Below are 12,696 nucleotides of genomic sequence, written 5' to 3'. Positions count from 1 at the left end.
GCGCACCTCGGCTCAGGGCGGGGCGTACCATGGCTGTGGATCCACCCGGAGCGAGCAGGCTGATGTGCAATCCTTGACCCGACTCGCGTCGCTTGACGCCCAAGCCCTCTGCGCATCGCTGGACCAGGCCTTCTTGGGCTTGGTCTGGGTGGATGGCATGGGCCGCATCTGCCATGCCAACCGATTCTTTCTCGATCAGGCGGTGGCCGCCGACAGCCTCTCCGATTGCTTTCCCGACATCAGTTCGACCCGCTGGCAAGCCTTGCTGGCGCAAAGCCGCAGCCCGAAGCGCCAGAGTTTTCATGCCCAGCTGCGCCTGGCCACCGGCGGTCTGGCCAGCTTCGAGTTGCAGTTCCAGGCCCATGACAGCGACGATGCGCCGCCCCTGACTGTGCTGGCCTTGCGGCCCATGGACGAGCGCAGCGAGAGAGAGAGCGTGGCTCAGCTGCAGAACCAGGTGCTGGAAGCCGTGGCCATGGGCCGGCCCCTGCCGGTGGTGATGGACCTTTTGTGTCGGCGGGTCGAGGCGCTGGCGCCCGATGTGATCTGCTCGGTGCTGGCGGTGGACGCACCGGGCCATTTGCACCCTTTGGCCGCGCCGAGCTTGCCCTTCAGTTACAGCAGCGCACTCGAGGGCGTGCAGATCGGCCCTTCCGTGGGTTCCTGCGGTACGGCTGCCTGGCGCAAGCAGGCGGTGCAGGTGCGCGACATCGCCACGGATCCGCTTTGGGCCGACTACAAAGAGCTGGCGCTGGCGGCCGGCCTGGGCGCATGCTGGTCCACCCCCATCCTGCTCGACGGCAGCCGTGTCGCGGCCACCTTCGCGCTCTACTACCGTGAGGCGCGCGAAGTGGCGCCTTTCCACCGGCGCATGGTCGAGGCCTGTGCCCAGCTCTGCAGTGTGGCGCTCAAGCACGACGAGCATCTGCGCCAGATCGAACGCCTGGCTTACTTCGATGGCGTCACCGGCTTGCCCAACCGCAGCCTCTTCCACGACCGCATGGGCCAGGCCCTGCCGGTGGCCATGCTCAGCGGCAGCCCGGCCGCCCTATTGTTGCTGGATCTGGACCGCTTCAAGACCGTCAACGACAGCTTCGGCCATGCCATCGGTGACGAGGTCTTGCGCCAGGTGGCCACACGTCTGCAAGCCTGTCTGCGCGAGGCCGACACCCTGGCCCGTTTTGGCGGCGACGAGTTTGTGGCCTGGCTGCCCGGTTGCAGCGGCACGCAGGCCATGCAAGTCGCCGACAAGCTCTTGGCCGCCCTGGAGCCTGCGCTGCAATTGCCCAATCAGGCGCCGCTGCTGATGAGCGCCAGCATCGGTATCAGCTGCTTCCCCGAGGACGGGCAGGACCCGGAACAGCTGCTCAAGGACGCCGACATTGCCATGTACGAGGCCAAGCGCGCCGGTCGCAATTGCGCGCGCTTCTTTTTACCGGCCATGAACCAAGCCCTGGACGAGCGCGTGGCGCTGGAAGGCGCGCTGCGCCTGGCCATGTCGACCCAGGCCTTGCGCTTGCACTACCAGCCCAAGCTGCGACTGCGCGACGGCGCGGTGGTCGGCGCCGAGGCCTTGCTGCGGTGGACCGACCCGCAGCGCGGCCCGGTGCCCCCCGATCGATTCATCCCGGTGGCCGAGGAGTGTGGCCTCGTCAATGCCTTGGACGCCTGGGTCTTGGAGGCGGCCTGCGAGCAGCTGGCGGCTTGGCAGGAGCAAGGGGCCGGCATCCGCGCAGTCTCGGTCAATGTCTCGCCCACCCGTTTCCAGCAGGACGATGTGGCCGCGCATGTGGCCTCCCTGCTGAGCCGGCATGGCCTGCGGCCCGAGCAGCTGACGCTGGAGGTGACCGAGCGCCTGCTGCTGGACCACGATCCGCGCACCGCCGGGCAGCTGGCCAAGCTCTTCGCCATGGGCGTGCGGCTCTCGCTCGACGATTTCGGCACCGGCTATTCCAGCCTCGGCTACCTCAAACGCCTGCCGGTCAGCGAGCTCAAGCTGGACCGCAGCTTTGTGCGCGACCTGGAAACCGATGCCGACGACCGCGCCCTGGCCAGCGCCGTGCTTGGCATCGGCCGGGCCCTGGGCCTGGCCGTGGTGGCCGAGGGCGTGGAGACCGAGGGCCAGCGCCAGATCCTGATCGAGCTCGGCTGCGAGGAGGCTCAGGGTTATTGCTTCGGCCGACCCATGCCGCCGGCCGAGCTGCAGGACTGGCTGGCCGCGCGGCGCTGATCAAGCCAGCCCGAGGGCGGCCTCACAACTCCCACTGCGGGTGCAGCTGGCGCAGGCGGTTCAAGGCCATGGCCGCCGCCGAGGTGCGGGTCTCGACGCCCAGCTTGGCGAAGACGCGCTCCAGATGCTTCTTCACCGTGGCCGGGCTGGCGCCGAGGATGTCACCGATGTCGCGGTTGATCTTGCCCTTGACCACCCAGTAGAGCACCTCGGCCTCGCGCGCGGTCAGGCGGAAGTTCAGGCCCATGGCTTCGATCAGGGCGGCGTCGCTGTGCTCGCGCATGACCAGCAGGCATTCGTCGCCTTCGTCCAAGGCATCCAGGCCCGAGGGGTGCAGGGCAAAACTGAGGCGGCAGGCGCCTTGTTCGTGCTGAAAGCGCGGCGGCTCGCGCGACAGTTCCGAGACTCTGATCGATTGCCGGGCCAGCCATGTGCGCACCGGCGCTGGCAGCAGGCCGCCGGGCTCGGCCGGGAAGTGGCGCTGCAGCAGTTCGCGCGCCAGCGGTGTCTGCCACATCAGGCGGCCGTCGCTGAGGCGCACGGTGACGCTGGCGTAGCCGAAGGCATCGAGCGCGCGCCGCGTCTGCACAGCGCCTTGCGCTTGGGCAGCAGCGCGAAGATGGACCTGCATGCGCGCCAGCACCTCCTTGGGTTTGATGGGCTTGGTCACATAGTCGGCGCCGCCCGCTTCGAGCGCGGCCACCAGATGCTCGGTCTCGGTCAGGCCGGTCATGAAGATCAGCGGGATGCCGGCCGTGGCCGGCGCGGCCTTGAGCCGGCGGGCCAGCTCAAAGCCATCCATGCCCGGCATCACCGCGTCCAGCAGCACGATGTCGGGCTGGGCCTGGCGCGCGCGGGCCAGGGCCGCCTCGCCGCTGGTGGCGACGAAGACGGTGTAGCCCGATTCATCGAGCGCGTCGTGCAAGAGGGCCAGGTTGTCCGGCACATCGTCGACGATCAGCACGCGCTCGCTGCGCGACCCCTCAGTGCTGCTGAATGTCGTGGTCAGCATGGCGTGGCCTCCAGGTTCAGCAGCATGGCTTCGAACTGGAACTGCCGCGCCTGCTCGCGCAGCTGCTCCACACGAGGCTGGCAGTCGGGTTGGCCGGCCCGCATGCGGTCCAGCGCGGCCAGCACGCCGCGGTAGTGGCCCAGCTCCAGGGCCTCGCGCAGGGCCGGCAGGTGTTCAGCAGGCAGGGGCGTCTGCTTCAGCGGCAAGGCTTCCGGCACTTCCGTGGCTTGATCCAACCATTGCAGCGCCAAAGCCTGGCCCAGCCAGTCCAGCAGCTCGGCATGGCGCACCGGCTTGGTGATGAAGTCGGCGGCGCTGATGCCGCCCTCATGTTCCTGGCCTTTCTCGAAGGCATTGGCCGAGACGATGGCCACGCGTGGCGGTTGGGGCAGGTTCAGGGCGCGCAGGCGGCGCAGGGTCTCCCAGCCGTCGATGCCGGGCATGGCCAGGTCCAGCAGGACGGCGTCGGGCCGCAGGCCGCCGCTGACGATCAGGTCCAGCGCATCATGGCCGCTGCTGGCGCTGCGCAGCTCAAAGCCCAGCGGCGCCAGCAGCTCGATCAACAGCTGGCGGTCGGCCTCTTCGTTGTCGACCAGCAGCAGCAGGCGGCGCGGCCCGGCATAGCCCAGGCGCGGGCGGGGCGCGCGCGCCGGCGGCAGGGTGCTGTCCGGCAAGGCCGGCAGAAACAGGCGCACGCTGAACACCGAGCCCTGGCCCGGCGTGCTGCGTGCGTTCAACTCGCCGCCCATCAGCCGGGCCAGCATCTGCGCCATGGTCAGGCCCAGGCCGGCGCCGACGGTGGCGCCGGTGCCGCGGCTGCTGCCGCGGGTGAAGGGCTCGAAGATGCGCGCCAGCTCGGCCGCGTCCAGGCCGGGGCCGCTGTCCTCCACCTCGATCAGGGCCAGCTCGCGGGCATGGCGCACGCGCAGGGTGACCTGACCCCGCGGCGTGAACTTGATGGCATTGCCGATCAGATTGATCAGGATCTGGCGCAGCCGCCGCTCGTCGCCGCGCACGCAGGCCGGCAGCTCGCCCTGCACCTCGAAACGGAACTGCAAGCCCTGGGCGGCAGCCTGGGGCTCGAACATCTCGGCCAGTTCGTGCATGCAGTCCTCGAAGCGCAGGGGCGCCAGCTCCAGGCTCAGGCGGCCGGCTTCGATGCGGGCCAGGTCCAGGGTGCCGTCGATCAGGCTCAGCAGGTGTTCGCCGCTGCGCTTGATCACCTGCACGGCCTGACGCCGGCGCGGCGGCAGCTCGTGCGTGTCCTCGGCCATCAGCTGGGCATAGCCGAGGATGCTGTTGAGGGGGGTGCGCAGCTCGTGGCTGATGGCGCTGACGTAGCGGCTCTTGGCCTGGTTGGCGGCCTCGGCCGCGGCTTGCGCGCGCTCGGCCAACACGCGGGCGGCCTGCAAGGCCTCGTCGGTGCGGCGGTGCGAGGCGATCTCGCGCATCAAGGCCTCGGTCTGGCGGTTCGATTCCTCCTGTGCCACCTCGCGGCTCTGGTGGGCCAGCACCAGCCACCAGGCGGCAATGCCCAGGCCCAGGCTCAGCAGCACATAGGCCTTGAGGAAGCCGGCGCGCAGGCTGGCCGGCGTTTCGCCGGACCCCAGGCTTTGCAGCTCCTGGTGGTAGAGCAGGCCGAACAGCGCCGCCAGCAGGGGCAGCAGCACGCCCATCAGCAGCAGGAAATGGCCCAGGCCTTTGTCCAGCACCGGCCACAGCGGCCGCGGCAGCAGGCGGCGCAGCGCGCCCGACCATTGCGCCGAGAGCCGGGCCTGGGGTTTGCAGAGATCGCCGCAGCGCGCGTCCAGGCTGCAGCAGAGCGAGCAGATGGCGCCCTGGTAGGCGGGGCATTGGGCCATGTCCGGGCCTTCGTACTCGCGCTCGCAGATGACGCAGCGGCGCGCGCGCAGGGGGCGGCCATCGTCTTGGTCTTCACCGAACGGTGCACGCGCCAAGTAGTAGCGCCCGCGCGTGGCCCAGGCGATCAAGGGCGAGGCGAGCAAGGCCGTCACCAGGGCGATCAGGGCCGAGAAGGCCTGGGCATCCGGCCCGAACAGTCCCAGGTGGGCGCTGACCGAGAGCGCCGAGGCCAGGGCCATGGCACCGACGCCGACCGGGTTGACGTCGTAGAGATGGGCGCGCTTGAACTCGATGCCCGGGGGCGACAGGCCCAGGGGCTTGTTGATCACCAGATCGGCCACCACGGCCATGATCCAGGCGATGGCCACATTGCCGTACAGGCCCAGCACGGCGCTCAAGGCCTCGAAGACATTCATCTCCATCAGCAAGAAGGCGATCAAGGTGTTGAACACCACCCAGACCACCCGCCCCGGGTGGCTGTGCGTCAGGCGCGAGAAGAAATTGCTCCAGGCCAGCGAGCCGGCATAGGCATTGGTGACATTGATCTTGAGCTGCGACACGATCACGAACAGCGCCGTGGCCGCCACCGCCCAGCCGTAGTGCGGGAACACATACTCGTAGGCGGCCAGGTACATCTGGTTGGGGTCCACCGCGCGTTCGGCCGGCACGGCGTGGCTCAGGGCCAGCCAGGCCAGCAAGGCGCCGCCCAGCATCTTGAGCACGCCCAGCAGCACCCAGCCCGGCCCGCCCACCAGCACCGCCGCCCACCAGCGCCGCCGCTGCGCCGGCGCGGCATCGGCCGGCAGGGCGGGCATGAAGCGCAGGTAGTCGGCCTGTTCGCCCATTTGCGTGATCAGGGCGATGCCCACGGTCAGCGCTGCACCAAAGTGGCGCAACTCGAAGCCAGCCGTGCCCGAGAGTGCTCCAGCATGGTGCAGTGCACCGGCAAAGGCCTGCGGCTCTTGCCACAGCACCGCCGCGAAAGGCAGCAGCAACAGGACCAGCCAGAGCGGTTGCGTGATCAGCTGCAGGCGGCTGATGACCGACACACCGTGGGTGACCAGGGGAATCACCAGCAGGGCGCAGATCAGGTAGCCCCAGCGCGGCGGGATGTCCAGCGCCAAGTCCAGGGCGTAGGCCATGACGGCCGCTTCCAGCGCAAAGAAGATGAAGGTGAAGCTGGCGTAGATCAGCGAGGTCAGGGTCGAGCCCAGGTAGCCGAAGCCGGCGCCGCGGGTCAGCAGGTCCATGTCCACGCCGTAGCGGGCGGCGTAGATGCTGATGGGCAGGCCGGCCAGAAAGATGATCAGGCCGGTGGCGACGATGGCCCAGGCCGCATTGGCCCAGCCGTACTGCAGCAGCAAGGTGGCGCCCACGGCCTCCAGGATCAGGAAGGAGGCCGCGCCGAAGGCCGTGTTGGCCACCCGGAAGCCCGACCAGCGGCGAAAGCGCTGCGGCGTGAAGCGCAGGGCGTAGTCCTCCAGCGTTTCACGCGCCACCCAGGCGTTGTAGTCGCGTCGGATCTTGATGACGCGCTGCGGCGCCGGGCCGGCTTCGGGCGGATGAAGGGGCGGATGCAGGGGCAGCGGCACATCGTGGGGCAGGGCGCTCATGGGCGAACTGCGAGCAGGTTTCGTGCCGCCTGCGCGCTGCGGTCTCCAAGTCGGCACGGGACTTGCAAACAGCCCTCGCAACACCCGAGCAGGACACCATGGAACTGACGCCGAGAGAGAAGGACAAGCTGTTGATCTTCACCGCCGCCCTGCTGGCCGAACGCCGGCGCGCCCGCGGGCTCAAGCTCAACTATCCCGAGGCCGTGGCCTTCATCAGCGCCGCCGTGATGGAGGGCGCCCGCGACGGCAAGACCGTCGCCCAACTGATGAGCGAGGGCCGTGAACTGCTCGGCCGCGCCGATGTGATGGACGGCGTGGCCGAGATGATTCCCGACATCCAGGTGGAAGCGACCTTCCCGGATGGCAGCAAATTGGTCACGGTCCACCAACCGATTGTTTGATCGCCCCTCATCCATTTCCACGACACCGACAGGAATCCGCCCTCATGAAACGCGCTCTCGTCTCCGCCCTCGCTGGTTTGCTGCCCCTGGTGGCCGTGTCGCACACCGGCGATGCCGCCCACGGCCATGACTTCATCACCGGCTTCTTCCACCCCTTGAGCGGGGCCGATCACCTGGCGGCCATGCTGACCGTGGGCTTGTGGAGCGGCCTGGCCCTGCGTCGGCCCTGGCAGGCGCCGCTGGCCTTTGCCGTGCTGCTGCTGGTCGGTGCGCTGCTGGGCTTGAGCGGCCTGGAGCTGCCGGCCGTCGAGCCCATGATCGCCGCCTCGGTGCTGGCCCTGGGCCTGCTCGCCGCCACCCGGCGCGCACTGGCGCCAGCCTTGGCCATGGGTCTGGTGGGCTTCTTTGCCTGCTTCCACGGCGTGGCCCATGGTGCTGAGCTGGACGGCGGCCTGGCCTTGCTGGGCATGGTGCTGGCGACCTGGCTGCTCCATGTGGCCGGCCTGGGCCTGGGCCTGTGGCTGCGCCGCACGCAGGCGCGCTGGGCCCTGCCGCTGAGCCGCGTGCTGGGTGGCGGCATTGCGCTGCTGGGCCTGGCCTTGATGACCCGGGTGGTCGGCGCATGATTCCCGGCGAGCTGTTCACGCCCGAGGGCGAGCACCTGCTCAACCCCGGCCGGCGCACGCTGAGCCTGGTGGTGCAGAACGCGGGCGACCGGCCCATCCAGGTCGGCTCCCACTACCATTTCGCCGAAACCAATGCGGCCTTGCAGTTCGACCGCGCCGCGGCGCGCGGCATGCGGCTGAACATCGGCTCCGGCCTGGCCGTGCGCTTCGAGCCCGGCCAGCAGCGCACCGTGGAGCTGGTGGACCTGGCCGGCGCGCGCATCGTTCACGGCTTTCGCGGCCTGGTGCAAGGGAGCTTGTGATGGCCACGCTGGGACGACGCGCCTATGCCGAGATGTACGGCCCCACCGTGGGCGACCGCCTGCGCCTGGCCGACACGGAACTGATCATCGAGGTCGAGCAAGACCTGACCCTGCGCGCGGGAGGCTACGGCGAGGAGGTCAAGTTCGGCGGCGGCAAGACGATCCGCGACGGCATGGCGCAGTCGCAGCGCGGCCGCGGTGATGGGAAGGACGGAGGCGCGGTCGACACGGTCATGACCAACGCCCTGATCCTCGACCACTGGGGCATCATCAAGGCCGATATCGGCCTCAAGAACAGCCGCATCGTCGCCATCGGCAAGGCCGGCAACCCCGACACCCAGCCCGGCGTGGACATCATCATCGGCCCCGGCACTGAGGTGATCGCCTGCGAAGGGCTGATCGTCACCGCCGGCGCGGTGGACACCCACATCCACTTCATCTGCCCGCAGCAGATCGAGGAAGCCCTGGCCAGCGGCGTGACCACCATGTTGGGCGGCGGCACCGGCCCGGCCACCGGCACCCTGGCCACCACCTGCACGCCCGGTGCCTGGCATCTGGAGCGCATGCTGCAGGCGGCCGATGCGTTTCCCATGAACCTGGGCTTTCTCGGCAAGGGCAATGCCAGCCAGCCCCTGGCCCTGCAGGAGCAGATCGAGGCTGGCGCCATCGGCCTCAAGCTGCACGAGGACTGGGGCACCACGCCGGCCGCCATCGACAACTGCCTGAACGTGGCCGAGGCCACGGACACCCAAGTCGCCATCCACACCGACACGCTCAACGAGAGCGGCTTTGTCGAGGACACGGTGGCCGCTTTCAAAGGCCGCACCATCCACACCTTCCACACCGAGGGGGCCGGCGGAGGCCATGCGCCCGACATCCTCAAGGTGGTGGGCGAGGCGAATGTGCTGCCTAGCTCCACCAACCCGACTCGGCCCTACACCATCAACACCCTGGACGAGCATGTCGACATGCTCATGGTCTGCCACCACCTGGACCCGGCGATTGCCGAGGACCTGGCTTTTGCCGAAAGCCGCATCCGCCGCGAGACCATTGCGGCCGAAGACATCCTGCACGACCTGGGCGCCATCAGCATGTTCAGCTCCGACTCCCAGGCCATGGGCCGGGTCGGCGAGGTGATCCTGCGCTGCTGGCAGACGGCGCACAAGATGAAGGTGCAGCGCGGGCCTTTGCCTGGTGATGGGCCTGGCAATGACAACGCGCGGGTCAAGCGTTATGTGGCCAAGCTGGCCATCAACCCGGCGATTGCGCATGGCATCAGCCACGAGGTGGGCAGCGTCGAGGTCGGCAAGTGGGCCGATCTGGTGCTCTGGAAACCGGCCTTCTTCGGCGTCAAGCCCAGCATCATCCTCAAGGGCGGCAGCATCGCCTTGGCCGCCATGGGCGACCCCAATGCCTCCATCCCGACGCCCCAGCCGGTGCACTACCGGCCCATGTTCGCGGCCTTCGGCGGCGCCCTGGCGCGCAGCTCGCTGAGTTTTGTGTCGCAGGCCGGCCTGGCGGCCGGGGTGGGCCAGCGTTATGGTTTGCAAAAGACGCTGTCCGCCGTGCGCGGCATCCGCGGCCTGGGCAAGCGCGACATGATTCACAACGATTACGCGCCGCGCATGGAGGTCGATGCGCAAAGCTATGCCGTGCGCGCCGACGGCCTGCTGCTCAGCTGCGAGCCGGCGCAGAGCCTGCCTATGACCCAACGCTATTTCTTGTTCTGATACCCCCACTTGCCATGCCCACCGAAACCGACCTGCTGATCCGCCTCGATGACCTCAGCGACCCGCGCATTGCCGCCTTCATGGAAGAGCATCTTCAAGACATGCGCGCCACCTCGCCGCCGGAGAGCGTGCATGCGCTGGACATGAACAAGCTGCGCCAGCCGGACATCGCCTTCTGGACGGCGTGGTTGAACGAGCCGGCGGGCCCGATTCTGGCTGCCACCGCCGCGATCAAGCGCATGGATGAGGAGCACGCTGAACTGAAATCCATGCGCACCGCCGCCGCGCTGCGTGGCCGCGGCCTGGCGCGACGCATGCTGCGCCATGTGTTGGCCGAGGCTCGTCAGCGCGGCTATCGCCGCTTGAGCTTGGAAACCGGCACGCAGGCTTTTTTCGAGCCGGCCCACCAGCTCTATGCCAGCGAGGGTTTTATCGTCTGCGAGCCCTTCGGCCGCTACCAGCTCGACCCCCACAGCTGCTATATGACCTTGGTGCTGGCATGAGCGCCGCAGCGCACTTGCAAGTGGCCCGCCTGATCCCGCAAGGCCAGGGACTGGCACCAGCGCTGCTGCGCCGTGCGGCCAGCCTCAGCTTGGACTGGGACACGCGGCAGAAGAGCCGCTTTCAGGCCGAGGACTCCAGCGGCCGGGCCTTGGGTGTGTTCCTGCCGCGCGGCAGCCAGCTGCGCGGCGGCGATGTGTTGCTGGCCGAGGATGGCAGCCTGATCCGCGTCGAGGCGGCGCCCCAGGCGCTGCTGCGCATCAGCGCTTGCGCGGAGCACGGTTCGCCCTTTGACCTGATCCGCGCGGCCTACCACCTGGGCAACCGCCATGTGCCCATCGAGTTGCAGCCCGGCTATTTGCAGATCGAGCCCGACCATGTGCTGGCCGACATGCTGCGCGCCCAGCCGCATCTGCAGGTGCAGGCGCTGGACGCGCCCTTCGAGCCGGAGGGCGGGGCTTATACGGCGGCGCATGGGCACAGCCATGACCATGGGCACGACCATGTTCATGCTCACCACCCTCACCATCATCATCACGATCATCCATGAGCGCCCTGCTGCAACTGCTTTGGCTGGCCTCGCCGGCATTGCCGATCGGCGGCTTCTCCTATTCCGAGGGCATCGAATCGGCCGTGGCCCATGGCTGGGTGCATGACGAAGCCAGCACCGCCCACTGGCTCTCGCAGCAGCTGCGCCTGAGCCAGGCGCGCGGCGACCTGTCATTGGCGGCCCAGGCCTTGCGCGCCTGGCGCGAAGACGACCTGGCCACTTTGCGCCGCCTGAACGATTGGCTGCTGCAGACCCGCGAGAGCGCCGAGCTGCGCCTGCAGTCCGAGCAGATGGGCCGTTCGCTGCTGGACTGGCTGCGCAACCACGACACCGCCACCCCGGCGCAGATCGCCCAGTGCCAGGCTTTGGGTCAGCCCTGCTACCCGCTGGTGATGGCCCTGGCTCTGGCGGCCAGCGAGGCCGCGCCCGAGGATGCGCTGCTGGCCTACGCCTTCGCCTGGTCCGAGGCCATGGTCGGCGCAGCCATCAAGTCGGTGCCGCTGGGGCAGAGCGCCGGTCAGCGCATCCTGGCCCGCCTGGCCGCCGAGATTCCCGCGGCGGTGGCCGAGGCGATCACCACCGATGGATCTCGGCGTCAGGCTTTTTCTCCCATGCTGGCGATTCTCTCGGCCCGCCACGAAACCCAGTACTCCCGCCTGTTCCGATCATGAATCCAAGCACCTCGCACCTGACCCCGCTGCACCACATTCCCGGTCGCAGCAAGCGCCTGCCGCCCCTGCGCGTGGGCATCGGCGGCCCGGTCGGTTCGGGCAAGACCACCTTGCTGGAGATGCTGTGCAAGGCCATGCGCGAGCGCTGGGACTTGGTGGCCATCACCAACGACATCTACACCAAGGAAGACCAGCGCCTGCTGACCATCAGCGGCGCCCTGCCGGCCGAGCGCATCCTGGGCGTGGAGACCGGCGGCTGCCCGCACACCGCCATCCGCGAAGACTGCTCCATCAATCTGGAGGCGATCGACCGCATGCTGGCGCAGTTCCCCGATGCCGATGTGGTTTTCGTCGAATCGGGCGGTGACAACCTGGCCGCCACCTTCAGCCCCGAGTTGAGCGACCTGACCATCTACGTCATCGACGTCGCCGCTGGCGAAAAAATCCCGCGCAAGGGCGGCCCGGGCATCACCAAGAGCGATCTCTTCGTCATCAACAAAACCGACCTGGCCCCGCATGTCGGCGCCAATCTCGAGATCATGGAAGCCGACACCCGCCGCATGCGCGGCGCCAGCAAGCCCTTCGTGATGAGCAACCTCAAGACCCTGGCCGGCGTGGCCGAGGTGGTGCGTTTCATCGAGGAGCGGGGGATGTTGGGGTCTGGCGGCTGAGCGAGGGCACATATTCGGTACGAAACAAGCTTTGGGTCGTTCTCGTGAGGCCCTGCAGCCCGCGCCGCCACCGGGCTCATGGTTACGGGGTCGGCCCTGCCGGGCCGACTTCCCTGCGCTGCTCGCGCCTCGGGGCTGGCGCATAACTCACTCCGCTCCCTGCGTTCGCTTCGTTCAGACAGACGCGACAAGTCAGAGCTTGAAGCGCGCGGGTACGCGCGCGCCCCGAGGCACTGTGCTGCTCGGCCCTGCACAAATCGCCCGGCAGCGGCCCGGGCTGCAGGGCGCTTGCATCGCGGGCGATGTGCCCCATCAACGGTGGAGCGCGCCACATCCGAAGGTGGCTCGGCCCGCCGACGAGCGATTTGTGCGCGGCCGAGGGCGCAGCGGAGCGGCTCAGGCGCGTGTACTCACGCGCTTCAAGTTCTGACTCGGCGCCACTGTTTGACCACAGTGAGCGCAGCGAACGGAGGGAGTTTGGCGCCGCTGAGCCGCGCAGTGAGCACCGAGGGGAGTCGGCTCACAG

The 12,696-nt window shown here is 68.7% G+C and carries 11 protein-coding genes; 9 read left to right on the top strand and 2 right to left on the bottom strand.

Annotation, left to right across the window (positions count from 1 at the left end; genetic code table 11):
• Positions 1-73 precede the first annotated feature (73 nt).
• On the top strand, positions 74-2,230 hold the full coding sequence (locus LNV28_RS12675) for a putative bifunctional diguanylate cyclase/phosphodiesterase (protein WP_263517905.1): 2,157 nt from the start codon (positions 74-76) through the stop codon (positions 2,228-2,230).
• Between the two features lie 22 nt (positions 2,231-2,252).
• Here LNV28_RS12675 and LNV28_RS12670 read toward each other — a convergent pair whose 3' ends face one another.
• Together LNV28_RS12670 and LNV28_RS12665 are read right to left on the bottom strand one after the other, a co-directional pair.
• Positions 2,253-3,242: a response regulator gene (locus LNV28_RS12670; protein ID WP_263517904.1), complete on the bottom strand. Its 990-nt coding sequence runs from the start codon at positions 3,240-3,242 to the stop codon at positions 2,253-2,255.
• Positions 3,236-6,718, bottom strand: coding sequence for a hybrid sensor histidine kinase/response regulator (locus LNV28_RS12665; protein ID WP_263517903.1), 3,483 nt, complete (start codon positions 6,716-6,718; stop codon positions 3,236-3,238). Before LNV28_RS12665 ends, LNV28_RS12670 begins: the two co-directional genes overlap by 7 nt.
• 98 nt (positions 6,719-6,816) lie before the next feature.
• On the opposite strand from LNV28_RS12665, the gene LNV28_RS12660 reads away from it, so the two are divergent.
• Genes LNV28_RS12660 through ureG form a run of 8 tightly spaced genes read left to right on the top strand, consistent with a single transcriptional unit; the run spans position 6,817 to position 12,170 of the window.
• Entirely contained in the window at positions 6,817-7,119 is a 303-nt protein-coding gene (locus LNV28_RS12660) for an urease subunit gamma (RefSeq protein WP_102769195.1), read from the top strand.
• A 44-nt stretch (positions 7,120-7,163) separates the two neighbouring features.
• Positions 7,164-7,745: a HupE/UreJ family protein gene (locus LNV28_RS12655; protein WP_171828415.1), complete on the top strand. Its 582-nt coding sequence runs from the start codon at positions 7,164-7,166 to the stop codon at positions 7,743-7,745.
• Positions 7,742-8,047 carry an urease subunit beta gene (locus LNV28_RS12650; protein ID WP_171828416.1) on the top strand — a complete coding sequence of 102 codons (306 nt, stop codon included), beginning with the start codon at positions 7,742-7,744 and terminating at the stop codon, positions 8,045-8,047. Before LNV28_RS12655 ends, LNV28_RS12650 begins: the two co-directional genes overlap by 4 nt.
• Positions 8,047-9,777, top strand: a complete 1,731-nt coding sequence (gene ureC / locus LNV28_RS12645; RefSeq protein WP_263517902.1) for an urease subunit alpha — start codon at positions 8,047-8,049, stop codon at positions 9,775-9,777. Before LNV28_RS12650 ends, ureC begins: the two co-directional genes overlap by 1 nt.
• Positions 9,778-9,791: 14 nt before the next feature.
• Positions 9,792-10,280 carry a GNAT family N-acetyltransferase gene (locus LNV28_RS12640; protein ID WP_263517901.1) on the top strand — a complete coding sequence of 163 codons (489 nt, stop codon included), beginning with the start codon at positions 9,792-9,794 and terminating at the stop codon, positions 10,278-10,280.
• Positions 10,277-10,828 (top strand): urease accessory protein UreE, encoded by a 552-nt coding sequence (gene ureE / locus LNV28_RS12635; RefSeq protein ID WP_263517900.1) that lies wholly within the window; start codon positions 10,277-10,279, stop codon positions 10,826-10,828. The genes LNV28_RS12640 and ureE overlap by 4 nt, the downstream gene beginning before the upstream one ends.
• Positions 10,825-11,499, top strand: coding sequence for an urease accessory protein UreF (locus tag LNV28_RS12630; protein ID WP_263517899.1), 675 nt, complete (start codon positions 10,825-10,827; stop codon positions 11,497-11,499). Before ureE ends, LNV28_RS12630 begins: the two co-directional genes overlap by 4 nt.
• Positions 11,496-12,170 (top strand): urease accessory protein UreG, encoded by a 675-nt coding sequence (gene ureG, locus LNV28_RS12625; RefSeq protein ID WP_263517898.1) that lies wholly within the window; start codon positions 11,496-11,498, stop codon positions 12,168-12,170. Before LNV28_RS12630 ends, ureG begins: the two co-directional genes overlap by 4 nt.
• The last annotated feature ends 526 nt before the right edge of the window (positions 12,171-12,696 follow it).

This window comes from Paucibacter sp. DJ2R-2 (genome assembly GCF_025717675.1).
In the GTDB taxonomy this organism is placed as follows: domain Bacteria; phylum Pseudomonadota; class Gammaproteobacteria; order Burkholderiales; family Burkholderiaceae_C; genus Paucibacter_A.
This window is presented reverse-complemented; position numbering and strand designations above follow the sequence as displayed.

Excerpts from the sequence above, each read along its gene's own strand:
- LNV28_RS12670 (WP_263517904.1), bottom strand. The coding sequence starts at position 3,242 with ATGCTGACCACGACATTCAGCAGCACTGAGGGGTCGCGCAGCGAGCGC.
- LNV28_RS12665 (WP_263517903.1), bottom strand. The coding sequence starts at position 6,718 with ATGAGCGCCCTGCCCCACGATGTGCCGCTGCCCCTGCATCCGCCCCTT.
- LNV28_RS12660 (WP_102769195.1), top strand. The coding sequence starts at position 6,817 with ATGGAACTGACGCCGAGAGAGAAGGACAAGCTGTTGATCTTCACCGCC.
- LNV28_RS12655 (WP_171828415.1), top strand. The coding sequence starts at position 7,164 with ATGAAACGCGCTCTCGTCTCCGCCCTCGCTGGTTTGCTGCCCCTGGTG.
- LNV28_RS12650 (WP_171828416.1), top strand. The coding sequence starts at position 7,742 with ATGATTCCCGGCGAGCTGTTCACGCCCGAGGGCGAGCACCTGCTCAAC.
- ureC (WP_263517902.1), top strand. The coding sequence starts at position 8,047 with ATGGCCACGCTGGGACGACGCGCCTATGCCGAGATGTACGGCCCCACC.
- LNV28_RS12640 (WP_263517901.1), top strand. The coding sequence starts at position 9,792 with ATGCCCACCGAAACCGACCTGCTGATCCGCCTCGATGACCTCAGCGAC.
- ureE (WP_263517900.1), top strand. The coding sequence starts at position 10,277 with ATGAGCGCCGCAGCGCACTTGCAAGTGGCCCGCCTGATCCCGCAAGGC.
- LNV28_RS12630 (WP_263517899.1), top strand. The coding sequence starts at position 10,825 with ATGAGCGCCCTGCTGCAACTGCTTTGGCTGGCCTCGCCGGCATTGCCG.
- ureG (WP_263517898.1), top strand. The coding sequence starts at position 11,496 with ATGAATCCAAGCACCTCGCACCTGACCCCGCTGCACCACATTCCCGGT.